The sequence below is a fragment of the Pseudomonas sp. AC172 genome, assembly GCF_979258595.1.
In genome coordinates this window covers 117,082-140,668 of sequence record NZ_OZ409868.1, presented here as the reverse complement: position 1 = coordinate 140,668, position 23,587 = coordinate 117,082, and the positions used below count along the sequence as shown (strand labels likewise).

Annotated in this window: 21 protein-coding genes; 13 read left to right on the top strand and 8 right to left on the bottom strand. The window is 60.2% G+C overall.

Annotation, left to right across the window (positions count from 1 at the left end; all coding sequences use genetic code 11):
• The first annotated feature begins 232 nt into the window (after window positions 1–232).
• From ACZ0A4_RS00645 to ACZ0A4_RS00630, 4 genes are all read left to right on the top strand, one after another.
• On the top strand, window positions 233–595 hold the full coding sequence (locus ACZ0A4_RS00645) for an ArsC family reductase (RefSeq protein WP_003222107.1): 363 nt from the start codon (window positions 233–235) through the stop codon (window positions 593–595).
• A 33-nt stretch (window positions 596–628) separates the two neighbouring features.
• Window positions 629–1,663: a 2,3,4,5-tetrahydropyridine-2,6-dicarboxylate N-succinyltransferase gene (dapD, locus tag ACZ0A4_RS00640; RefSeq protein ID WP_141128834.1), complete on the top strand. Its 1,035-nt coding sequence runs from the start codon at window positions 629–631 to the stop codon at window positions 1,661–1,663.
• 149 nt (window positions 1,664–1,812) lie between these two features.
• Window positions 1,813–3,018, top strand: a complete 1,206-nt coding sequence (locus ACZ0A4_RS00635; RefSeq protein WP_463572654.1) for an aminotransferase class V-fold PLP-dependent enzyme — start codon at window positions 1,813–1,815, stop codon at window positions 3,016–3,018.
• A complete protein-coding gene (locus ACZ0A4_RS00630) occupies window positions 3,015–3,419 on the top strand; it encodes a SufE family protein (protein ID WP_463572653.1) in 405 nt (134 codons plus the stop codon). The genes ACZ0A4_RS00635 and ACZ0A4_RS00630 overlap by 4 nt, the downstream gene beginning before the upstream one ends.
• A 117-nt stretch (window positions 3,420–3,536) precedes the next feature.
• Here the strand turns inward: ACZ0A4_RS00630 and tcdA are convergent, their stop codons facing one another.
• Complete coding sequence (tcdA, locus tag ACZ0A4_RS00625) at window positions 3,537–4,349, bottom strand: tRNA cyclic N6-threonylcarbamoyladenosine(37) synthase TcdA (protein ID WP_371857765.1); 813 nt, start codon at window positions 4,347–4,349, stop codon at window positions 3,537–3,539.
• A gap of 219 nt (window positions 4,350–4,568) precedes the next feature.
• Between tcdA and ACZ0A4_RS00620 the strand changes: the two genes are divergently transcribed.
• The 4 genes from ACZ0A4_RS00620 to ACZ0A4_RS00605 all read left to right on the top strand — a co-directional run bounded on the left by ACZ0A4_RS00620 (window position 4,569) and on the right by ACZ0A4_RS00605 (window position 9,812).
• Complete coding sequence (locus tag ACZ0A4_RS00620) at window positions 4,569–7,160, top strand: glycosyltransferase (protein WP_463572651.1); 2,592 nt, start codon at window positions 4,569–4,571, stop codon at window positions 7,158–7,160.
• A gap of 238 nt (window positions 7,161–7,398) precedes the next feature.
• Window positions 7,399–8,550 carry a succinyl-diaminopimelate desuccinylase gene (gene dapE / locus ACZ0A4_RS00615; protein ID WP_463572649.1) on the top strand — a complete coding sequence of 384 codons (1,152 nt, stop codon included), beginning with the start codon at window positions 7,399–7,401 and terminating at the stop codon, window positions 8,548–8,550.
• The gene (locus ACZ0A4_RS00610) at window positions 8,550–9,359 is read left to right on the top strand and encodes a putative RNA methyltransferase (RefSeq protein ID WP_400755049.1); all 810 of its coding nucleotides are present in this window, start codon (window positions 8,550–8,552) and stop codon (window positions 9,357–9,359) included. The genes dapE and ACZ0A4_RS00610 overlap by 1 nt, the downstream gene beginning before the upstream one ends.
• Before the next feature lie 75 nt (window positions 9,360–9,434).
• Window positions 9,435–9,812: a hypothetical protein gene (locus ACZ0A4_RS00605; RefSeq protein WP_007908869.1), complete on the top strand. Its 378-nt coding sequence runs from the start codon at window positions 9,435–9,437 to the stop codon at window positions 9,810–9,812.
• A 127-nt stretch (window positions 9,813–9,939) separates the two neighbouring features.
• Here ACZ0A4_RS00605 and ACZ0A4_RS00600 read toward each other — a convergent pair whose 3' ends face one another.
• Window positions 9,940–10,149: a cold-shock protein gene (locus ACZ0A4_RS00600; protein ID WP_007908870.1), complete on the bottom strand. Its 210-nt coding sequence runs from the start codon at window positions 10,147–10,149 to the stop codon at window positions 9,940–9,942.
• A 237-nt stretch (window positions 10,150–10,386) separates the two neighbouring features.
• On the opposite strand from ACZ0A4_RS00600, the gene plsB reads away from it, so the two are divergent.
• The 3 genes from plsB (at window position 10,387) to ACZ0A4_RS00585 (ending at window position 14,150) form a co-directional block, all read left to right on the top strand.
• A complete protein-coding gene (plsB, locus tag ACZ0A4_RS00595) occupies window positions 10,387–12,888 on the top strand; it encodes a glycerol-3-phosphate 1-O-acyltransferase PlsB (RefSeq protein WP_463572648.1) in 2,502 nt (833 codons plus the stop codon).
• Between the two features lie 133 nt (window positions 12,889–13,021).
• Window positions 13,022–13,420, top strand: coding sequence for a YbaY family lipoprotein (locus ACZ0A4_RS00590; protein ID WP_016985112.1), 399 nt, complete (start codon window positions 13,022–13,024; stop codon window positions 13,418–13,420).
• Window positions 13,421–13,460: 40 nt separating this feature from the next.
• Window positions 13,461–14,150, top strand: a complete 690-nt coding sequence (locus ACZ0A4_RS00585; protein WP_122843237.1) for a DUF4197 domain-containing protein — start codon at window positions 13,461–13,463, stop codon at window positions 14,148–14,150.
• A 60-nt stretch (window positions 14,151–14,210) separates the two neighbouring features.
• Here ACZ0A4_RS00585 and ACZ0A4_RS00580 read toward each other — a convergent pair whose 3' ends face one another.
• The 3 genes from ACZ0A4_RS00580 to ACZ0A4_RS00570 all read right to left on the bottom strand — a co-directional run bounded on the left by ACZ0A4_RS00580 (window position 14,211) and on the right by ACZ0A4_RS00570 (window position 19,684).
• Complete coding sequence (locus ACZ0A4_RS00580; RefSeq protein WP_463572647.1) at window positions 14,211–14,468, bottom strand: DUF6124 family protein; 258 nt, start codon at window positions 14,466–14,468, stop codon at window positions 14,211–14,213.
• A 1,040-nt stretch (window positions 14,469–15,508) separates the two neighbouring features.
• Entirely contained in the window at window positions 15,509–18,577 is a 3,069-nt protein-coding gene (locus ACZ0A4_RS00575) for an efflux RND transporter permease subunit (protein ID WP_463572645.1), read from the bottom strand.
• Window positions 18,578–18,583: 6 nt separating this feature from the next.
• Window positions 18,584–19,684, bottom strand: coding sequence for an efflux RND transporter periplasmic adaptor subunit (locus ACZ0A4_RS00570; RefSeq protein WP_463572643.1), 1,101 nt, complete (start codon window positions 19,682–19,684; stop codon window positions 18,584–18,586).
• A 94-nt stretch (window positions 19,685–19,778) separates the two neighbouring features.
• Here ACZ0A4_RS00570 and ACZ0A4_RS00565 point away from each other — a divergent pair, with 94 nt between their 5' ends.
• Window positions 19,779–20,414 (top strand): TetR/AcrR family transcriptional regulator, encoded by a 636-nt coding sequence (locus tag ACZ0A4_RS00565; RefSeq protein ID WP_463572641.1) that lies wholly within the window; start codon window positions 19,779–19,781, stop codon window positions 20,412–20,414.
• 132 nt (window positions 20,415–20,546) lie between these two features.
• Here ACZ0A4_RS00565 and ACZ0A4_RS00560 read toward each other — a convergent pair whose 3' ends face one another.
• Window positions 20,547–21,329, bottom strand: a complete 783-nt coding sequence (locus ACZ0A4_RS00560) for a class I SAM-dependent methyltransferase (RefSeq protein ID WP_463572640.1) — start codon at window positions 21,327–21,329, stop codon at window positions 20,547–20,549.
• Window positions 21,330–21,421: 92 nt separating this feature from the next.
• On the opposite strand from ACZ0A4_RS00560, the gene ACZ0A4_RS00555 reads away from it, so the two are divergent.
• On the top strand, window positions 21,422–22,042 hold the full coding sequence (locus tag ACZ0A4_RS00555; RefSeq protein ID WP_455807622.1) for an energy transducer TonB: 621 nt from the start codon (window positions 21,422–21,424) through the stop codon (window positions 22,040–22,042).
• Between the two features lie 3 nt (window positions 22,043–22,045).
• On the opposite strand, the gene ACZ0A4_RS00550 is transcribed toward ACZ0A4_RS00555, so the two are convergent.
• Window positions 22,046–22,738: an extensin-like domain-containing protein gene (locus ACZ0A4_RS00550; protein ID WP_463572638.1), complete on the bottom strand. Its 693-nt coding sequence runs from the start codon at window positions 22,736–22,738 to the stop codon at window positions 22,046–22,048.
• A gap of 2 nt (window positions 22,739–22,740) precedes the next feature.
• A complete protein-coding gene (locus tag ACZ0A4_RS00545; protein WP_463572637.1) occupies window positions 22,741–23,562 on the bottom strand; it encodes an isocitrate lyase/PEP mutase family protein in 822 nt (273 codons plus the stop codon).
• Window positions 23,563–23,587 lie beyond the last annotated feature (25 nt).

The window sequence follows — 23,587 nt, the reverse complement described above, 5'->3', positions numbered from 1 at the left end:
TCTGACCGTTGCACCTATGTCGCACTGTCGGAACGCAGTCCCCGTGTGGGAGCGAGCCTGCTCGCGAATGCGGTGGATCATTCAACACTGATATTGACTGAAACGGCCCTTTCGCGAGCAGGCTCGCTCCCACAGGTTTTGCAGCGTTACGACAACCGTGGCCGACGAAACCGTTTGGTCATGGCATAATCCGTCACCATTTTTTTCCAGCACCTGCAAAGGGGGCGATTCCTTGACCGTTTCAAGTAAAACGTTGCACCTTTTCGGCATCAAAGCCTGCGACACCATGAAAAAGGCGCGCACCTGGCTCGATGAACACGCTGTCAGCTACGACTTTCACGATTACAAAACCGCCGGCATCGACCGTGAGCACCTGACCCAATGGTGTGACGAACACGGCTGGCAAACGGTGTTGAACCGCGCAGGCACGACCTTTCGCAAACTCGACGACGAACGCAAAGCCGATCTCGACCAGTCGAAAGCCATCGAACTGATGCTCGCTCAACCCTCGATGATCAAGCGCCCGGTGCTCGATCTCGGTGACCGAACCCTGATTGGCTTCAAGCCAGATATCTACGCGGCCGCTCTGAAGTAAGCAGCCCGTCACTCTTTGTAGAGGTGTATTTACATGTCCAATTCCCTGTTCAGCATCGCCTTTGGTGTCGGCACTCAGAACCGTCAAGGCGCATGGCTGGAAGTGTTCTACGCACAGCCATTACTCAATCCTTCGGCCGAACTGGTCGCCGCGGTTGCGCCAATCCTCGGTTACACCGAAGGCAACCAGGCCATCACCTTCACCACCGCCCAGGCTGCACAACTGGCTGAAGCCGTGAAAGGCATCGACGCCGTGCAAGGCAAACTGCTGACTCGTCTGGCGGAAAGCCACAAGCCGCTGGTCGCCACTTTGCTGGCAGAAGACGCACAGCTGACTTCGACCCCTGAGGCTTACCTCAAGCTACACCTGCTGTCGCACCGCCTGGTCAAGCCGCACGGCGTGAGCCTGGCCGGGATCTTCCCGCTGCTGCCAAACGTTGCGTGGACCAGCCAGGGCGCCATCGACCTGAGCGAACTGACCGAAATGCAACTGGAAGCCCGTCTGCGCGGTGAGCTGCTGGAAGTGTTCTCGGTGGACAAGTTCCCGAAAATGACCGACTACGTGGTTCCGGCCGGCGTGCGTATCGCTGATGCCGCACGTTTGCGCCTGGGTGCTTACGTCGGAGAAGGCACCACCGTGATGCACGAAGGTTTCATCAACTTCAACGCCGGCACCGAAGGCCCGGGCATGATCGAAGGCCGCGTTTCCGCTGGCGTATTCGTCGGCAAGGGTTCCGATCTGGGCGGCGGTTGCTCGACCATGGGCACTCTGTCGGGCGGCGGCAACATCGTGATCAAGGTTGGCGAAGGCTGCCTGATCGGCGCCAACGCTGGTATCGGTATTCCGTTGGGCGATCGCAACACTGTTGAGTCGGGCCTGTACGTGACGGCTGGCACCAAGGTTGCGCTGCTGGACGAAAACAACAACCTGGTTAAAGTCGTGAAGGCACGTGAGCTGGCCGGTCAGACTGACCTGCTGTTCCGTCGCAATTCGGAAACCGGCGCTGTGGAATGCAAGACCCACAAATCGGCGATCGAACTGAACGAAGCGCTGCACGCTCACAACTAAGCAGCCATACGATCCCCCTGTGGGAGCGAGCTTGCTCGCGAAGGCGTGCGGTCAGTCAACAACATCGCTGAATGACACGACGCTTTCGCGAGCAAGCTCGCTCCCACAAGGTTCGGTGTATACCCGCCCAAGTTCACAGGGCTGAACAGATGATGATTCCCTCCCCCTGGCGTGCCGATTTCCCGGCCATCGCCGCACTGCAACGGCAAGACCAGACCTATCTGGACAACGCCGCCACCGCGCAAAAACCGCAGGCCCTGCTCGACGCGCTGACGCATTACTACGCCAATGGCGCAGCCAATGTGCATCGCGCGCAACACCTGCCCGGCGCTCACGCGACGCAGGCGTTCGAAGACAGTCGGCTCAAGGTTGCCCAGTGGCTGAATGCCGGTGACAGTGGGCAGATCATCTTTACCCACGGCGCCACCAGTGCGCTGAATCTCCTGGCCTATGGCCTCGAACATCTTTTCCACCCGGGCGATGAAATTGTCATCAGCGCCCTGGAGCACCATGCCAACCTGCTGCCGTGGCAGCAACTGGCGCAACGGCGCAATCTGAAACTGGTGATCCTGCCGCTGGATGCTGACGGCCTGATCGACCTCGCTGCCGCTGTGCATCTGATCGGCCCGCGCACGCGCTTGCTGGCGGTCAGTCAGTTGTCCAACGTGCTCGGCGCATGGCAGCCATTGCCGGCGTTGCTGGGCATGGCCAAGGCGCAGAACGCGCTAACCGTGGTCGATGGCGCGCAAGGCGTGGTGCATGGTCGGCATGACGTGCAGGCGCTGGGTTGCGACTTTTATGTGTTTTCCAGCCACAAGCTCTATGGCCCCGATGGCCTCGGCGTGCTGTTCGGGCGCAACGCTGCGCTGGAGTGGTTGAAGCCTTGGCAGTTCGGCGGTGAGATGGTGCTGGAAGCCAACTATCACGACTCGCGCTTCCGCCCTGCGCCGCTGGGTTTCGAGGCGGGTACGCCGCCGATTGCCAGTGTCATCGGCCTTGGCGCGACGCTGGATTATCTGGCGGGTCTGGATCAGGACGCGGTGTCTGCCCATGAAGCCGCGCTACATGACTATCTACTGCGTGGACTCGCGGCGCGTAACGGCATTCGTCTGCTCGGCAAGCCGCAACTGGCGCTGGCGAGCTTTGTCGTCGAGGGTGTGCATAACGCTGATCTGGCACACTTGCTGACTGAGCAAGGGATCGCCGTGCGCGCCGGCCATCACTGCGCGATGCCGCTGCTGAAAAGCTTCGAACTGGCCGGGGCGATTCGTGTGTCGCTGGCGCTGTACAACGATTCCGAGGATCTGGAGCGCTTCTTTGAAGCACTGGATCAGGCATTGGAGTTGTTGCGATGAGCTTGCCGGTCGCAGCGGCAGAGGCGCTGCAGACTTTTCAGAACGCAGCCGGCTGGGAACAACGGGCGCGGTTGTTGATGCAGTTTGGTGATCGTCTGCCGCCGCTGGATGACACGGACAAGTGCGACGCTAATCGGGTGCATGGCTGTGAGAGTCAGGTGTGGCTGGTTGGCGAACTGCACGACGGTCACTGGCAATTCAGCGCCAGCAGCGATGCGCGGATGATTCGCGGGTTGGTGGCGTTGTTGCTGTTGCGGGTTAACGGCTTGTCGGCCGCTGAATTGCAGCAGGTTGATTTGCCGGACTGGTTCAATCAGCTAGGCCTTTCGCGCCAGCTATCGCCATCGCGCAGCAATGGCCTCAATGCCGTGCTCCAGCGAATGAATGAGCTGGCCGGTTAATCGCCATCGCTGGCAAGCAAGCTCCCACAGGTGTTTCAGTGGATTCACCTTGTCTGTGAACACCATAGAACCCTGTGGGAGCTGGCTTGCCAGCGATGGGGCCATCAGCCACACAGATTAAACCTGAGGTTTGACCCGGTCAGCCGGACGCCGAACACCTGCCACAATCTTGTCCACAGCCTTGGTCGCAGCCACCATCCCGAACGTCGCCGTGACCATCATCACCGCGCCAAACCCGCCTGCGCAATCCAGCTTCACCCCGTCACCAACAAAACTCTTCTGCAGACAAATGCTGCCATCCGGCTTCGGATAGCGCAGTTGCTCCGTGGAAAACACACACGGCACGCTGTAATGACGGGTCACGGTGCGCGAAAAACCATAATCACGACGCAACGTCGAACGTACTTTCGAGGCCAACGGGTCATTGAATGTGCGGTTGAGGTCGCAGACCTGGATCAGCGTCGGATCAATCTGCCCGCCCGCACCGCCAGTGGTGATGATCTGGATCTTGCGGCGTTTGCACCAGGCGATCAGCGCAGCCTTGGCGTTGACCGCGTCAATGCAGTCGATCACGCAGTCGATGTTCGGCGTGATGTATTCGGCCATGGTCTCGCGGGTGACGAAATCCGCCACCGCGTGCACGGTGCAATCCGGGTTGATCCCGCGCAGACGCTCGGCCATCACTTCGACCTTGGGCTTGCCGACGGTGCTGTCCAGCGCATGCAACTGGCGGTTGGCGTTGCTGACGCAGACGTCATCGAGGTCGAACAGCGAAATCTCGCCGACGCCACAGCGAGCCATGGCTTCCGCCGCCCAGGAACCGACGCCACCGACGCCGACGATCGCCACATGGGCCGCGCGCAAGCGCTCCAGGCCTTCAATGCCATACAAACGGGCGATGCCTGCAAACCGCGGATCTTCTGTACTCATGACCATTACCCCAAAAACCGGCGCGCATTATAGGGCTACGCGGCGACAAGTTCTAAACATCAGCTACAAGTGTAAGAACTTAAGTCAAAGTCGGCTGCCCAATGTCGGGCATTTCCCTGTCTGATGTACGACTTGCGAACTGCCGGTGTAGGATGCGCGCCCCTCGGGCGTCTAGCCGACCGATCCTTCGTTCCACAGCCTTTGGAACCCGAAATAGCTATGTCATCGCGTAAATTTGGACTCAACCTGGTGGTGGTTCTGGCAATCGCCGCCCTGTTCACCGGTTTCTGGGCGCTGATCAATCGCCCGGTTTCCGCGCCGAACTGGCCGGAGCAGATCTCCGGTTTCTCCTATTCGCCTTTCCAGCAGGGACAATATCCGCAGAAGGATCAGTACCCGACTGACGACGAAATGCGCCGCGATCTGGAGATCATGAGCAAGCTGACGGACAACATCCGTATCTACTCGGTCGACGGTTCGCTGCAAGACATCCCGAAACTGGCTGAAGAATTCGGCCTGCGCGTGACGCTGGGGATCTGGATCAGCCCGGACCAGGAACGCAACGAACGGGAAATCACCCGCGCCATCGAACTGGCCAACACTTCGCGCAGTGTGGTGCGCGTGGTGGTCGGTAACGAAGCGATTTTCCGCAAGGAAATCACCGCCCAAGAGCTGAGCGTGTTGCTCGATCGAGTGCGCGCTGCGGTGAAAGTGCCGGTGACCACCTCCGAGCAATGGCACGTCTGGGAAGAACATCCAGAGCTGGCCAAGCACGTTGACCTGATCGCCGCCCACGTTCTGCCGTACTGGGAGTTCATCCCGGTCGACAAGGCCGGCCAGTTCGTGTTCGACCGTGCCCGCGACCTGAAAAAGATGTTCCCGAAAAAACCGCTGCTGCTTTCCGAAGTGGGCTGGCCGAGCAACGGTCGCATGCGCGGTGGCGCCGATGCGTCGCCGGCAGATCAGGCGATCTACCTGCGTAACCTGGTCAACAAGCTCAACCGCCAAGGCTTCAACTACTTCGTGATCGAAGCGTTTGACCAGCCGTGGAAGGCCAGCGATGAAGGTTCGGTCGGCGCGTACTGGGGCGTGTTCAACGCCGCGCGCCAGCAGAAATTCAACTTCGAAGGCCCGGTGGTCGCGATCCCGCAATGGCGTGTACTGGCCATCGGTTCGGTGGTGCTGGCGCTGCTGTCGCTGACCTTGCTGATGATCGACGGCTCGGCCCTGCGTCAGCGTGGGCGAATCTTCCTGACCTTTATCGCGTTCCTTTGCGGGTCGGTGCTGGTGTGGATCGGTTACGACTACAGCCTGCAATACAGCACGTGGTTCAGTTTGACGGTGGGCTTCCTCTTGGCGCTCGGTGCGCTTGGGGTATTTATCGTCTTGCTGACGGAGGCGCATGAGCTGGCCGAAGCGGTGTGGATTCACAAGCGTCGGCGCGAGTTCCTGCCGGTCGAGGGCGACTCCAGCTATCGCCCGAAAGTCTCGATCCACGTGCCGTGCTACAACGAGCCGCCGGAGATGGTCAAACAGACCCTCGACGCCCTCGCCGCGCTGGATTATCCGGACTACGAAGTCCTGATCATCGACAACAACACCAAGGATCCGGCGGTGTGGGAGCCGGTGCGCGACTACTGTGAAACCCTCGGCCCGCGCTTCAAGTTCTTCCACGTCTCGCCCTTGGCCGGTTTCAAGGGCGGCGCGCTGAACTACCTGATTCCACACACCGCCAAGGACGCCGAAGTGATCGCGGTGATCGACTCCGATTACTGCGTGCACCCGAACTGGCTCAAGCACATGGTGCCGCACTTCGCCGACCCGAAAATCGCCGTGGTGCAGTCGCCGCAGGATTATCGCGACCAGAACGAGAGCACCTTCAAGAAGCTCTGCTACGCCGAATACAAAGGCTTCTTCCACATCGGCATGGTCACCCGTAACGATCGTGACGCGATCATTCAGCACGGCACCATGACCATGACCCGCCGTTCGGTGCTGGAAGAATTGGGTTGGGCCGACTGGTGCATCTGTGAAGACGCCGAACTCGGCCTGCGCGTGTTCGAGAAAGGCCTGTCGGCAGCGTATTACCACGACAGCTACGGCAAGGGGCTGATGCCGGATACGTTTATCGACTTCAAGAAACAGCGTTTCCGTTGGGCTTACGGCGCGATCCAGATCATCAAACGCCACACCGCCAGCCTGCTGCGCGGCAAGGACACCGAACTGACACGCGGCCAGCGTTACCACTTCCTCGCAGGCTGGTTGCCGTGGGTCGCGGACGGCATGAACATCTTCTTCACCGTCGGCGCGCTGTTGTGGTCGGCGGCGATGATCATCGTGCCGCAACGGGTCGATCCGCCGCTGCTGATCTTTGCAATTCCGCCATTGGCACTGTTCGTGTTCAAGGTCGGCAAGATCATCTTCCTTTATCGTCGCGCCGTCGGCGTAAACCTGAAAGATGCCTTCTGCGCGGCGCTGGCCGGGCTGGCGTTGTCGCACACCATCGCCAAAGCGGTGCTGTACGGCTTCTTCACCAGCAGCATTCCGTTCTTCCGCACGCCGAAAAATGCCGACAACCATGGCTTCTGGGTGGCGATTTCCGAGGCGCGGGAAGAGCTGTTCATCATGCTGTTGTTGTGGGGCGCGGCGCTCGGGATCTTCCTGGTCAACGGCATGCCAAGCAACGACATGCGCTTCTGGGTAGTGATGTTGCTGGTGCAGTCGCTGCCGTATCTGGCGGCGCTGATCATGGCGTTCCTGTCGTCGCTGCCCAAACCGGCCGCTGCGCCTGAGCCGGCGCCGGTCGTCTAAATCCTCATCGATGCACTAAACGGCGGCCAATGGCCGCCGTTTTGCTTTAAGATAACCGCCATTTTGCGGGGCTTGGCGTGATAACCGGTGTAACTGACCGAACCCAATCCCTGTGGGAGCGAGCTTGCTCGCGAAGGCTTTGTAACATTCAACCCTTATGTTGCCTGATACACCGCTTTCGCGAGCAAGCTCGCTCCCACATTGGCCCCAGCCCAATTTCAAGCTCCCGGAGTTTTCCATGACGGCCCACGCCGACCTTTCGCCGACCCTCCAACTCGCCATCGACCTGATTCGCCGTCCGTCCGTGACGCCGGTCGACGCCGATTGCCAGAAGCAGATGATGCAGCGCCTGGGCGATGCCGGTTTCACGCTCGAGCCGATGCGCATCGAAGATGTGGATAACTTCTGGGCGACCCACGGCAACAACGATGGCCCGGTGCTGTGCTTCGCTGGCCACACCGACGTGGTGCCGACCGGTCCGGTGACCGCGTGGCAGATCGATCCGTTCAACGCCGTAATCGATGAACACGGCATGCTCTGCGGTCGTGGCGCGGCAGACATGAAAGGCAGTCTGGCGTCGATGACCGTCGCCGCCGAACGCTTCGTCGCCGACTACCCGAACCACAAGGGCAAGGTCGCGTTCCTGATCACCAGCGACGAAGAAGGCCCGGCGCACCACGGCACCAAGGCTGTGGTCGAACGCCTTGCCGCGCGTAACGAGCGTCTGGACTGGTGCATCGTCGGCGAACCGTCGAGCACCACTTTGGTTGGCGACGTGGTGAAAAACGGCCGTCGCGGCTCGCTGGGCGCCAAGCTCACCGTCAAAGGCATTCAGGGCCACGTCGCTTACCCGCATCTGGCGAAAAATCCGATCCACCTCGCCGCTCCGGCGCTGGCCGAACTGGCCGCCGAGCATTGGGATCACGGCAACGATTTCTTCCCGCCGACCAGTTTCCAGATTTCCAACGTCAACTCCGGTACTGGCGCGACCAACGTGATTCCGGGTGATCTGGTGGCGGTGTTCAACTTCCGTTTCTCTACCGAATCGACCGTCGAAGGCCTGCAGAAACGCGTGGCCGATATTCTCGACAAGCACGATCTGGACTGGCACATCGACTGGGCGCTGTCCGGTCTGCCGTTCCTCACCGAACCGGGCGCGCTGCTCGACGCGGTGTCGGCGAGCATCAAGGCGATCACCGGTCGCGAGACCAAGGCGTCGACCAGCGGCGGCACCTCCGATGGTCGTTTCATCGCGACCATGGGCACGCAAGTGGTTGAACTGGGCCCGGTCAACGCGACCATTCACCAGGTCAACGAACGCGTGCTGGCGGCGGATCTCGACGTACTGACCGAGATCTACTACCAGACAATGATCAAGTTGCTCGCCTGATGCTCGCTTGCCCCATTTGCAGTGAACCGCTGAATGCGGTGGACAACGGCGTGGTCTGCCCCGCCGGCCACCGCTTCGACCGCGCGCGGCAGGGTTACCTGAACCTGCTGCCGGTGCAGCACAAAAACAGCCGCGACCCTGGCGACAACCAGGCCATGGTCGAAGCGCGTCGCGACTTCCTCAACGCCGGCCATTACGCGCCGGTCGCAAAGCGTCTGGCCGAACTGGCAGCGAGTTATGCGCCGGAGCGCTGGGTCGATATCGGTTGTGGCGAGGGTTATTACACCGCGCAGATCGCCGAGGCCCTGCCGAACGCTGATGGCTACGCGCTGGACATCTCCCGCGAAGCGGTCAAACGCGCCTGCAAACGCAATCCGGCGATTAGCTGGTTGATCGCCAGCATGGCCCGGGTGCCGTTGGCGTCGGGCAGTTGCCAGTTTCTCGCCAGCGTTTTCAGTCCACTGGACTGGGAAGAAGCCAAGCGCCTGCTCAGTGTTGGCGGCGGTTTGATGAAAGTCGGTCCGACCAGCGGCCATCTGATGGAACTGCGCGAACGCCTGTACGACGAAGTGCGCGAATACACCGACGACAAGCATCTGGCCCTGGTGCCGGAAGGCATGGCGCTGGCGCACAGTGAAACCCTGGAATTCAAGCTGACGCTGGACAAGCCCGAGGATCGCGCCAACCTGTTGGCGATGACGCCCCACGGCTGGCGCGCCAGTGCCGAGCGTCGCGCAGCGGTGATCGAACAGGCTGAGCCGTTCGAGACCACCGTGTCGATGCGCTACGATTATTTCGTTCTTCAATAACTTTTGGTCTCGGGCGAGTGCCCGGGGCCGGCTAAATCCGCGAATGGATTTTTCAGACCCGCAGTGAGGACATCCATGCGCCAACCGGACATCGAGATTTACCTGAAAGACGCCGACGTCGACCACAAGGCCATTTCGGCCTGGCTGGGCGCCGCGCTGGGCCCGTGCAGTGACTGGGTACAGAAAGGCCAGACCTACAAATGCAAGGCCGGCAACGTGCCAGTGACCTGGCTGCCGAAAGCCGTGGGCAAGTGGAACAGCTTGTACCTGGAAAGCGACCAGACTCCGTGGGACGACGACATCGCCTGCGCCCGCGCCGCGTTTGCTGCGCTGAACGTGGAAGTGCGTTGCGCGCCGGGGACGTGGGTCGAGGAAGAAGGTGAGGAAACGGCAGATCGCTGGATGCGCATCAGCGCAGACGGTGAAGAAGAAATCACCTGGAAAACGGCGTAACAACAGGCAACGCGGATACAAATGTGGGAGTGAGCCTGCTCGCGAATGCGTAGTGTCAGTCGATATGAATGGTGACTGATACACCGCATTCGCGAGCAGGCTCGCTCCCACAGTGGTTTTCAGCGACTTACAGGCCTACAACATCCTCAGCCTGCAAACCCTTCTCGCCGGTAATCACCGCGTACTCAACCTGTTGGCCTTCAGTCAGCGACCGGTGCCCTTCGCCGCGAATCGCGCGGTAGTGCACGAACACGTCCACCCCGTCTTCGCGCTGGATAAAGCCGTAACCCTTGGCGTCGTTGAACCACTTCACGTTGCCGGTTTCACGTGTTGCCATCTGTTCATACTCCTTTTTTATTATTGAACAGGCTTTTCGCAGGAAAGCCTTAGAGGAACGTCAGCCTGTGTCCGACGTCCATAAAGGGCCCCGGCGACAGACCGCCGAGTATATGACAGGCGCGGAAAGTCTCAACTGGAGATTACTTCGCCGCTTTTTTGCCGATTTTCGGTGAATACGGCAAACTGTCGCCCTCCCGAGCAAACGCTCGGTTTTATTCACTCACGCAGAAGCCGTATGACCCGTTCCCCGTTCCGCCGTCTTGTGTTTGGCACCTTGCGCCGACTGTTGTACCTCTGGGTTCGCTCGGAGACGATCAACCAGTCGTCGTTCACCCTCAACCTCGACCGCAGTCGTCCGGTGTTCTACGTCCTGCAAAACCCTTCGCTGACCGATCTGGCCGTGCTCGACACCGAGTGCACCAAGGCCGGGCTGCCGCGCCCGGTGCTGCCGGTGTCGGTGGGTTCGCTGATCGAACCGGCGGCGTTTTTCTACCTGACGCCGGATCCCGACTGGCTCGGTCGCCAGGACAAACGCGGCGCACCGCCGACGCTGACCCGATTGGTTAGCGCCCTCACCCAAAACGCGGCCGAAGACGCGCAGATCATTCCGGTCAGCGTGTTCTGGGGCCAATCGCCGGACAGCGAAAACAGTCCGTGGAAGCTGTTGTTTGCCGACAGCTGGGCCGTCACCGGGCGCCTGCGTCGCTTGCTGAGCATCATCGTCCTCGGCCGTAAAACCCGAGTGCAGTTCTCCGCGCCGATCCACCTGCGTGAACTGATCGAGCACAACAAGGGCCACGAACGCACCGTGCGCATGGCCCAGCGGATCCTGCGGGTGCACTTCCGCAATCTGAAAGCGGCGGTGATCGGCCCGGACATTTCCCACCGCCGTAACCTGGTCAAAGGCCTGCTCAACCAGCCGCTGGTCAAGCAAGCGATCCTCGACGAAGCCGAGCGCGAAAACATCTCCGCGGAAAAAGCCAAGGCCCAGGCCCTGCGCTACGGCAACGAGATCGCCTCGGACTACACCTACACCGCGATCCGTTTCCTCGAAGTGGTGCTGAGCTGGTTCTGGAACAAGATCTACGACGGCATCAAAGTCAACCACATCGAAGGCGTGCAGAAAGTCGCGCAGGGTCACGAAGTGATCTACGTGCCATGCCACCGCAGCCACATCGACTACCTGCTGCTCTCGTATTTGCTGTTCCGCAACGGCCTGACTCCGCCGCACATCGCCGCCGGGATCAACCTGAACATGCCGGTGATCGGCAGCCTGCTGCGCCGTGGCGGCGCATTTTTCATGCGCCGCACGTTCAAGGGCAATCCACTGTACACCTCGGTGTTCAACGAATACCTGCACACGCTGTTCACCAAAGGTTTCCCGGTCGAGTACTTCGTCGAGGGCGGCCGCTCGCGCACCGGGCGCATGCTGCAACCGAAAACCGGGATGCTTGCGATCACCCTGCGCAGTTTCCTGCGTTCGTCGCGCATGCCGATCGTGTTTGTGCCGGTGTACATCGGTTACGAACGCGTATTGGAAGGTCGCACCTACCTCGGCGAACTGCGTGGCGCGAGCAAGAAGAAAGAATCGATCTTCGACATTTTCAAAGTCATCGGCGCACTCAAGCAACGCTTCGGTCAGGTTGCGGTGAATTTCGGTGAGCCGATCAAACTGGCGGAATTCCTCGACGCCGAGCAACCGGACTGGCGCCAGCAGGAACTCGGCCCGCAGTACAAACCGGCGTGGCTGAACGAAACCACCAACCGCCTCGGCGAAAAAGTCGCGCAGCATTTGAACGAAGCGGCGGCGATCAACCCGGTCAACCTTGTCGCCCTCGCGCTGCTGTCGACCACGCGGCTGGCGCTGGACGATCGCGCGATGGCGCGGGTGCTGGATCTGTACCTGGCGCTCCTGCGCAAAGTCCCGTACTCGCCGCACACCACACTGCCGGAAGGCGATGGTCGTGCGCTGATCGAGCACGTGAAGGACATGGACCTGCTCGCCGAGCAGAACGATGCGCTGGGCAAGATTCTCTATCTGGATGAGCAAAACGCCGTCCTGATGACCTACTACCGCAACAACGTCTTGCACATCTTTGCCCTGCCGGCGCTGCTGGCGAGCTTCTTCCAGAGCGCCTCGCGCATGAGCCGAGAACAGATCCTGCGCTATACCCGTGCGCTGTATCCGTACTTGCAGTCGGAGCTGTTCATTCGCTGGACGCTGGACGAACTCGACGGCGTAGTCGATCAGTGGCTGGAAGCGTTCGTCGAGCAAGGTTTGCTGCGTTTCGAGAAGGATGTGTACCTGCGTCCAGCGCCAAGCTCGCGACATTTCGTCCTGCTGACTCTGCTGTCGAAAAGCATCGCCCAGACCTTGCAGCGCTTCTACATGACCGTGTCCTTGCTGCTCAACAGCGGCCAGAACAGCATCAGCGCCGAAGAACTGGAAGACCTCTGCACGGTCATGGCTCAACGCCTGTCTATCCTCCACGGCCTCAACGCCCCGGAGTTCTTTGACAAGAGCCTGTTCCGTCACTTCATCCAGACGATGCTCGACCTCGACGTGCTGCGTCGTGACGAGGCCGGCAAACTGAGTTATCACGAACTGCTCGGCGAGCTGGCTGAGGGTGCGGCCAAACGCGTGCTGCCGGCGGAGATTCGTTTGTCGATCCGTCAGGTCGCGCTGCATCGCAGTGAAGATGCTGCAGATCAGGTCGTCGCCTCACCCGAGACCTGATGCAAACCCTGTGGGAGCGACGGTGCGACGATTCGACTTGCTCGCGAAGGCATTGCTTCAGTCACTGTTAAAGTCGACTGACACACCGCCTTCGCGAGCAAGCTCGCTCCCCCATTGAAAAGGAGAACTTCCGATGAAAAAACTGACTCTGCTCGCCGCCGCCACATTGCTGAGCGCCTGCCAATCGACCACCCCTGCCGGCAAGGTCGGCCTCGACGGTGAAGTGTTCTATCTGCAACGCATCGCCCTGCCACCGAGCGCGACCCTCAGCGTCAGCCTGCAAGACGTTTCATTGGCCGACGCGCCAGCCGTGGTGCTGGACGAGCAAAAAGGCCCGGTCAAAGGCCAGGTGCCGCTGCCCTTCCACCTGAGCTACGATCCGGCCCAGGTCAAACCTGGCCATCGTTACTCGGTCAGCGCGCGCATCGAGGTCAATGGTGAGCTGATGTTCATCACCACCGAAAACCACGCCGTGCAACTCGACGGCAACGATCCGCAACCGCTGAAAATTCGCGTCGACGCCGTTCGTTAATTCATTTTCCGCAACCCTTTTCCGCAAAAAGGAAGCCGCCATGCTCCGCCCTACCCTTCGCTTCGCCGGCCTGTGCGCAGGCCTGATGATCTCCGCCAGCGCGCTGGCCCTGTCGCTCAGCGACCTGTCACAAAAAGATGCCACCGGCGGCCTCAAGGATGCCCTGACCCAAGGCGCACAAATCGCCGTCAAGCAACTGGGCACACCCGGCGGGTTCAGCAACAACCCGGACGTGAAGATCGAACTGCCGGGCAAACTCGGCAAAGCCGCGAGCAAGATGAAAGCCTTCGGCATGGGCGCTCAGGTTGAAGAACTGGAAACCGCCATGAACAAGGCTGCGGAATCCGCCGTGACTCAGGCCCAGCCAATCCTCGTCGACGCCGTGAAGAAAATGAGCGTGGAAGACGCCAAAGGCATCCTCAGCGGCGGCAAGGATTCAGCCACGCAATACCTCGACAAATCCAGCCGCGAACAGATCCGCACCAAGTTCCTGCCGATCGTCAAACAGGCGACTGACAAGGTTGGCGTAGCGCAGAAGTACAACTCGTTCGCGGGTCAGGCTGCTGCATTTGGCGTTGTTGATGCGAAGAGCGCCAATGTTGAGAATTACGTGACCGAGCAGGCGCTGAATGGCTTGTTCGAAATGATTGGCAAACAGGAAGAAACCATCCGCCAGAACCCGGCTGCTGCGGCGACCAGCCTGGCGAAGAAGGTGTTCGGCACGTTGTAATGTGCTGAACGACAAAAAGCCCGCTGACCTTCACCGGTTCAGCGGGCTTTTTTGTGGGCGTCAGTTTTGCGGATCGACTTGATCGAGGACGCGATTCACCGACAGCTCAGCGAGGGAAATCATCTGCTGAATACCCAGAAGCTGACTACACGTCGGGCCATTCAGGGTGAACGCCAGTTCGCTGGCCATGATGTTGGCTGAGGCCAGGGTTTCACAGGCGTGAGTGAGTAATGTTTCGGAATCGACTTCGGGAAGGACGGTAAAAATTGTGCTGGGATGGCTGACGGGTTGGGGGGGATTGGGTGTGGTTTTGAACATGGCGAAATCTCCTGAAGTAGTGGAGCCACCACCGTTCGCTGCGAAACGAAAGTTAGGTGGCAGCTGTACGCAGGTTCGCAGACCGGGACTTCAGGCACCCGGCATACCCGAAGGTATCCCGCGCACAACCGCCATGACACAGGCATAAAAAAGCGCCCGCTTTCGGATGGTGGACGCTGTGCGTCTGAAGTTTAACCGGGCTGCGAAACCCGGTCGCTGATTTTTGCAGCGACAGACCTAGCCTAGAGATCGCGCTTCCGACGGACAACCTGAAAACCTTGTGGGAAGGTTCTGTGTTTTCGTAACTTGGCTAAACAACTTTGCCTGTCCGATCGTCATCGCCAGCAGGGTCACTCCTACAGTTAAATGGAGTACACCTGCAAAAAACGGGTCGGCTATCAGGCCGCCTTCGCGAGCAGGCTCGCTCCCACAGTTGAACTGAGTACACCTGCAGAAAACAGGTCGGCTGTCAGGCCGCCTTCGCGAGCAGGCTCGCTCCTACAGTTGGATTGCGTACATCTGCAAGAAACAGGTCGGCTGTCAGGCCGCCTTCGCGAGCAGGCTCGCTCCTACAGTTGGATTGCGTACATCTGCAAGAAACAGGTCGGCTGTCAGGCCGCCTTCGCGAGCAGGCTCGCTCCCACAGAAGAGCCAGAGCAACTCGCTTCTGCTCCTCACCACTCAACACAATGAGCGTTAGCTCGAGTACAGCTTTTGATCTGAAGGCCCGTCGGCAGGCTGAGTGGAGGGATTGATCCGGGGGTAGGCGCGCAGCGCCGTTCGACGAAGTCGAACACATCGAAAGGAGGTGCAGCGAAGCAAACCGGAAGCGATGCCCCCGGATCGATCCCGGAGCGAAGGAACCCCGAGCCCCAGCGAGCGGGCCGAACGTCAGGGCACAGACCTTTGGTTCCTTTGGGGCGTTTGCCAAAGGGACTCGCTGTAAAAGCGAAACCGCCAGCGACAGCGCCCGCAGAAACGGATATTCACCCAAACCCCAAGAACATGGTCGGCCCGAAGGCCGCCACGTCAAACGCAGATCAAACCTCCCGGCGAACCCTGAACCAAGCCGCATACAACGCCGGCAAAAACAACAGCGTCAACGCCGTCGCAACAATCAACCCCCCCATAATCGCCACCGCCATCGGCCCAAAAAACACACTGCGCGACAACGGAATCATCGCCAAAACCGCCGCCAACGCCGTCAACACAATCGGCCTGAAGCGTCGAACCGTAGCCTCGATAATCGCCTGCCAAGGCTTAAGCCCCGAGGCAATATCCTGCTCGATCTGATCCACCAGAATCACCGAATTACGCATGATCATCCCGGACAGCGCAATCGTCCCCAACATCGCCACAAACCCGAACGGCTGACGGAACACCATCAAGAACAGCGTCACCCCGATCAACCCCAAAGGCGCCGTCAAAAACACCATCGCCGTGCGCGAAAAACTGCGCAACTGCACCATCAGCAGCGTCAGCACCACGACAATGAACATCGGCACCCCGGCATTCACCGACTTCTGCCCACGCTCGGAATCCTCCACCGTGCCGCCGACATCCAACAGATAACCATCCGGTAACTCGGCACGAATAGAATCCAGCGTCGGCATGATCTGCTTGACCAACGTCGCCGGCTGCTCCTTGCCATAAATATCCGCGCGCACGGTCACGTTCGGCAGCCGATTGCGGTGCCAGATAATCCCTTCCTCAAAGCCATATTCCAGCGTGGCAATCTGCGACAACGCCACACTGCGGCCGTTATCCGTCGGCACCGCCAGACTCGGCAGCAACGACAACTCAGTGCGCTCATGCACCGTGCCTCGCAGCAGAATCTCGATCAATTCGTTGTCTTCGCGATACTGACTGACACTCGACCCGGTCAACGAACTCTGCAGGAATTTCGCCAGATTCGCCGTGCTCACGCCCAGCGCCCGGGCGCGATCCTGATCGATATTCAGGTACACGACCTTGCTCGGCTCTTCCCAATCCAGATGCACATTGACCACATGTGGATTTTCGCGAACCTTGGCCGCCACCTTGCGCGCCAACGCACGAACCTCTTCGATGTGTTCACCGGTCACGCGGAACTGCACCGGATAACCAACCGGCGGGCCGTTCTCCAGTCGTGTCACCCGCGAGCGCAGCGCCGGGAACTGCTCGTTCAGCGTTTCAATCAACCAGGTGCGCAGCGCTTCCCGCTCTTCGATGGTCTTCGCCAACACCACAAACTGGGCGAAGCTCGCCGCTGGCAGTTGTTGATCGAGCGGCAGATAGAAACGCGGCGATCCGGTGCCGACATAAGCCACGTAATTATCGATGCCCGCATGATCCTTGAGCATCGCCTCCAGCCGTTTGACCTCACCGGTGGTGTTGGCCAGCGAAGCGCCTTCAGCCAGCTTCAGATCGACCATCAACTCCAGTCGATTGGAAGCCGGAAAGAACTGCTGCGGGACGAAGCGGAACAACACCACCGAGGCGATAAACAACCCGACCGTCAGCACGATCACGGTCTTGCGATGCATCACGCACCACTCGACCAGACGCCGAACCCGCTGATAAAACGGCGTGCCATACGGATCCGGCTGACCATCGCCAGTGCCATGTTTGGCCGCATGAATTTTCGCCAGATCCGGCAGGAGTTTTTCCCCCAGATACGGCACGAACATCACCGCCGCCACCCACGAAGCGAGCAACGCAATCGTGACCACCTGAAAGATCGAACGGGTGTATTCGCCCGTGCCGGACTGCGCGGTGGCAATCGGCAAAAAACCTGCGGCGGTAATCAATGTCCCGGTGAGCATCGGGAACGCGGTGCTGGTCCAGGCGTAGCTCGCCGCGCGGATGCGATCGAAGCCCTGCTCCATTTTGATCGCCATCATTTCCACGGCGATGATCGCGTCGTCCACCAGCAAGCCCAGCGCCAGCACCAACGCGCCAAGGGAGATCTTGTGCAGGCCGATGCCGAGGTAATACATGCAGGCGAAGGTCATCGCCAGCACCAGCGGAATGGTCAGCGCCACCACCATGCCGGTACGCACGCCGAGGGAGAAGAAGCTCACCAGCAAGACAATCGCCAGCGCCTCGACCAGCACCTGGACGAACTCGCCGACTCCAGTTTTCACCGCCGCCGGCTGGTCGGAAACCTTGCGCAATTGCATGCCGGCCGGAAGGTTTTTCTGGATGCGCGAGAACTCGCCCTCCAGCGCTTTACCGAGCACCAGAATGTCACCGCCATCCTTCATCGCCACGGCCAGACCAATCGCATCTTCGCCCATGAAGCGCATGCGCGGCGCCGGTGGATCGTTGAACCCGCGACGCACATCGGCAACATCGGAGATCCGAAACGTACGATCGCCGACGCGGATCGGGAAGTTTTTTATCTCCTCGACCGTCTGAAAATTCCCCGATACCCGTAGCTGCAAACGCTCGTTACCGGTTTCGAAGAACCCGGCGGTCGATACCGCGTTCTGCTCTTGCAGCGCCTGTTGCACCGCCGCCAGTGGCAAGCCGAGGGTCGCCAGTTTGACGTTGGACAGCTCGACCCAGATTTTCTCGTCCTGCAAACCGAGCAGGTCGACTTTGCCGACATCCTTGACCCGCTGCAGCTGGATCTGGATGCGGTCGGCGTAATCCTTGAGCACCGCGTAATCGAAACCATCGCCACTCAGCGCATAGATATTGCCGAACGTGGTGCCGAATTCATCGTTGAAAAACGGCCCCTGAATATCCGGCGGCAAGGTCTGGCGAATATCACTGACCTTCTTGCGCACCTGATACCAGAGGTCGGGAATCTCCTTGGAGTGCATCGAGTCACGGGCAATGAACGTGACTTGCGATTCACCGGGGCGCGAGAACGAGAGGATGCGTTCGTATTCGCCGGTTTCCATCAGTTTCTTTTCGATGCGTTCGGTGACCTGACGCGAGACTTCCTGCGCGGTCGCCCCCGGCCATCGGGTCTGGATGACCATGGCCTTGAAGGTGAACGGCGGGTCTTCACTCTGGCCGAGTTTGGTGTAGGACAAGGCGCCGACGATGGCCAGCAAAAGCATCAGGAACAGTACGATCTGGCGATTACGCAGCGCCCATTCGGAAAGGTTGAAGCGCATCGGGGCTTACTCCTTGTCCGCCAGATTGACCACACGGTTGGAGCGATCCACCGGACGCACCTGCTGCCCTTCGAGCAACACATGCACGCCGGCCGCGACCACCCAGTCGCTGGCGTTCAAGCCTTCGAGCACCGGCACGTTTTTCTCGCCGAACGGGCCGATGCGCACTGGAGTTTTCTTCAAGGTGTTGTTGCCGTTGACGACCCAAACGTAGGTCGCGCCGTTTTCCGCGGTGAGTGCCGAGAGCGGCACCGACAGGGAAACGCTGTCGGCCGATTGCACAAATACCCGAGCGCTTTGGCCCAGTTCGGCCGGGACTTTGCCGCTGGTAAAGGAGATGCGTGCGGCGAAGGTACGCGAGCGTGGATCGGCGGCGGGCGACAGTTCGCGGATCTGTCCGGCGAAGCGCTGATTCTGTTGGGTCCACAGTTCGACCGTCACGGGTTGACCGACCTTGAAGCGGCCGAAGCTCTGCTCCGGCAGGCTGATCAGCACTTCGCGCTCGCCGTCGGTGGCGAGGGTGAACACGGTTTGCCCGGCGGCAATCACTTGTCCCACTTCGACCGAACGTTTGGCCACCACGCCATCCTGCGGCGCACGCAGCACTGCGTAACTGGCCTGATTGGTCGAGACGTTGAATTCAGCTTTGATTTGTTTGAGGCGGGCTTCGCCGGAGCGGTAAAGGTTTTCGGCGTTGTCGTAAGCCGAGCGACTAACCATCTGCCGATCCATCAAGGTTTTGTAGCGATCGCGCTCGGCGCGCACCAGATTGAGATTGGCTTCAGCGGCGGCGACCTGAGCGCGGGTGGCTTCCAGTTGCAGGCGCACGTCTTGCGGATCGAGTTCGGCGAGTGGCTGATCGGCCTTCACCCGCTGGCCCTCATCGACCAGTCGTCGGCTGACTTTGCCGCCGATACGGAACGCCAGATCCGGTTCGTAACGGGCGCGCACCTCACCCGGATAACTTTCCATCGCCTGCGCAGAAGGCTCTGGCTGCACCACCATGGCCGGGCGCACGGTGACTTGCGTCACTTCTTCCTGACCACACGCTGACAAAAGGAACGCCAGACTCACTGGCAACGCGAGGGACAACGCATGGCGGAACATGGTGACGGACCTTTCGCTAATGGTGCTTGGAATAATTATACTGACGGGTATGTTATTAATAGCAAACTCACCAGTCCAGTATTAAAAGCGAAGAATGTCGAACAATCTTTCAGCTCCAAACGGCCCGGGCCGCCCCAAGGATCTGGCCAAGCGCCAGGCGATCCTCGATGCGGCGAAAATCCTGTTTCTGAGTCATGGCTATGCCAACACCAGCATGGACGCGGTCGCCAGCGAGGCTGGCGTGTCGAAGCTGACGGTCTACAGCCATTTCAACGACAAGGAGACGCTGTTCTCCGCCGCCGTGGTGGCCAAATGCGAGGAGCAATTGCCGCCATTGTTCTTCGAATTGCCCGAAGGCATTGCCGTGGAAAATGTGTTGCTGAACATTGCCCGAGGCTTTCATCACCTGATCAACAGCGATGAGTCGGTGAATCTGCACCGTTTGATCATGGCGCTGGGGGTTCAGGATCCGAAACTGTCGCTGATCTTCTTCGAGGCCGGGCCGCAGCGCATGGTGCAGGGCATGGAGCGGTTACTGACGCAGATTCATGACAGCGGCGTGCTGATCATCGACCTGCCGCGCAATGCAGCCGAGCATTTCTTTTGCCTGATCAAGGGTGCTGGGAATTTTCGCTTGTTGTATGGCTGCGGGGAGCCGTTGAGTGAAGAGGCTTCGGAGAGCCATATTGAGGAAGTGGTGGGATTGTTTATGCGCGCCTATCGGCCCTGATTTCTGCGGTGTCGGCACTGACGCCATCGCTGGCAAGCCAGCTCCCACAAGTATTGGGGTGTGATCACAAATCATGTACACACCACAAAACCCTGTGGGAGCTGGCTTGCCAGCGATTGGCGCGACTCAGTCTTAGGGTTTGAGCGCTTTCTTCGGGTAGATGTCATACCGGCTCGATTTACCATCCAGCGCATGACTCGGCTTCGGCCCTTCGATGCACGGTGCCTTGCGCGGTCGCTTGACCACCACCCGGTGCGTCGCCAGCGCCAACGCGGCTTCGAGCAACGCCGGCGCATCCGGATCATCACCGACCAACGGCCGGAACAAACGCATTTCCTTCTTCACCAGCGCGGTCTTCTCACGGTGCGGAAACATCGGATCGAGATAAATCACCTGCGGTGGCTCGCCTTCCCAGTTCTGCATGACCTCGATGGAATTGCCCTTGAGCAGGGTCATCCGCGCCACAATCGGCGCCACGTCGAAATCCTCCGCCGCGCGCGCCAGGCCATCTTCCAGCAACGCGCCAATCAGCGGCTGACGCTCGATCAGGCTCATCTGGCAACCGAGACTGGCCAGCACGAACGCATCCTTACCCAACCCCGCCGTGGCATCCAGCACCCGCGGGCGCACGCCCTGGGTGATGCCAACCGCCTTGGCGATCATCTGCCCGCTGCCGCCACCGTATAAGCGCCGATGTGCCGCGCCGCCTTCAACGAAGTCGACGCGCACCGGCCCCGGTGCGTCCGGGCCGAGCTGTTGCAGCTGCAAACCCTGCTCGCCGACCTGCAAGGCAAACTCGCCGTCCGCCACTTCACGCGGCAGGCCGAGACGCTCGGCCCACTGCCCGGCTTGCGCTTCAAACGTCGCGCCGAGGGCTTCGACATGGATGCGGCAGGCCGCGGGTTGCTCAATCATGGAAAACACGCTCAAAAATTCAAGGAGCGGCAAAAACCGCCGATAACTCATTCAACGCGCATTTTGCCAGAGCTGAGCGTCAACCGAAAAAAATGTCAGGCATTCTTCCCACATCGATTGGCTACATTTCGCCCCATGGCGACTTTAGCCGTCACAACACTCAAGCACTGAGCGGCGTCAGTCACCTGTGGCAGGATTTCTTTGCCCAGGCGATGGCCGAACAGACGAGTGAAGTGGTGCCTGCCTGCGGTACATTTCCGCCGGTTGACCTGAGCAGCCCGGAAGAACCGACCATCGGCAGCGAGCTGCACGCGCACATCGTCAGCCAGCGCGAGTGCGATGTGGTGGAAACCGAAGTGCGCCCGCCAGAGCCGCTGTTCCTGCCGATCGCCGAGTTCGAAATGGACTTGCTCGACAAGCCATTCCCACCGTTCCCGCCAGAAGAGCTGAAAGCTCAGCAGGAGCAACAGGATTTCGACAGCAGCTGGGTGCGTCCGGTGGTGATCAACAACGGCCAGCCAACACCAGAACCTGGCCCGGCACCGCAGAAGAAACCACTGTACCTTCCGATTGCCGAGTTCGATCTGGACCTGCTGCAAAAGCCTTATCCGCCGTTCCCGCCGGAAGAAATCGTCGAGCAACAGAAGGCGCTGGACTTCGATAACGGCTGGGCCCGCCCGATCGTTCTGCAGAACCTGCGCCTCGCCGCTTAAACCTCAGCGACACACGCTCCAGCGCCCGACATCGACATGAAAGTGATTGCGATGGGCGGCGTTGTAATCTGGACTCAACACCACACTGAACGCCTCGCAGGCGCCGTCGCGCACCTGGCGCAGAAACTGCGCGTCCTGATTTTGCTTCGGCCAGTCCCTGAGCACACTGATGCTGCGACCGTCGGCCAGGCGAAACCCGGCAATGTCCAGCGCATCAGCACTTGCATGACGGCTGAGCGCCCCGCTCTCGCGATTGTAGACATTGCGGCAGGCGAAGCTGCCGAGGTGATCAATACGCGCGACTTTCTGCCCGTAAGCGGATTGCGCGATGGGTTGCAGGGTATGGCGTTCGAACATCGCGTAGGCCACCGCCAACGGACAACTGGCGAGGAAACTGCTGCTCAGCGCCACCTCGCCGCCCTGTACACGCAAGGCGCCGATTAGCGGACATTTGGCGTCAGGACTGTCGGATTGACGTGTGACGCGCAGATCGGAGCTGCTTAACGCTTGGGTGCAGAGTTCAGGATCGCTGCGCAAGCGCATCAGCTTGTAGCCGGTAAGCCAATTGGGCTCGGCTTTCACATCCAGCGGTGCCCACGGATTCCACTGCGCCGGCACGTCCAGCCAACCGCGCCAGATACTGACCGCGGCGCCGCCAATCATCAACGGCAGCAGCCAGAATATCCACCGCCCCATGTTCAGCCTTTGAAAAACTGATTGGCCTTGGCGTACGGCATCGACTGCGAGGTAAAGCCGAAGGTGCCGGACTGCTGGATCTCCTCAGCGGCGCGGAAGAACTCGCCGAACGCTGCCAACGCCAAGGCCGAACCGGTACTGATCCGCCGTACCCCAATGTCTTGCAGTTCCTGCACGGTCAGTTTCAAGCCACCGGACATCAGCACATTGACCGGTTTCGGCGCCACTGCGCGCACCACTGCCAGCACTTCTTCGGCGCTGCGCAAACCTGGCGCGTACAACACGTCAGCGCCGGCCTCGGCGAAGGCCTGCAAGCGGCGAATGGTGTCGTTGATATCGGGATTGCCGTGCAGGTAGTTTTCTGCGCGGGCAGTCAGGATGAAGGGGAATGGCAGCGTGCGCACGGCGGCGACGGCCGCTTCGATACGTGCCACGGCGTGTTCAAAGCAATAGATCGGCGCATCCGCGCGGCCCGTCGCATCTTCGATCGAGCCCCCGACCGCACCCGCCTCTGCTGCGCGAATCAGGCTTTTCGCAGCCTCGGCCGGGTCATCGGCGAAACCGTTTTCCAGATCCACCGCCACCGGCAAATCGGTTGCCGCGACAATCGCGCGGACATTGGTCAGGGTCTCGTCGAGACTCAACGCACCATCGGCCTTGCCTTGGGAAAACGCATAACCGGCGCTGGTGGTTGCCAAGGCCTGATAGCCGAGACTGGCGAGCATTTTCGCCGACCCCGCATCCCACGGATTGGGAATGACGAAAATCCCCGGTTGTTCATGCAGGGCTTTGAAGGTGTGAGCTTTACGGGTCTGGGCGTCCATCGGCAGGCTCCTGGGCAAGACAAGA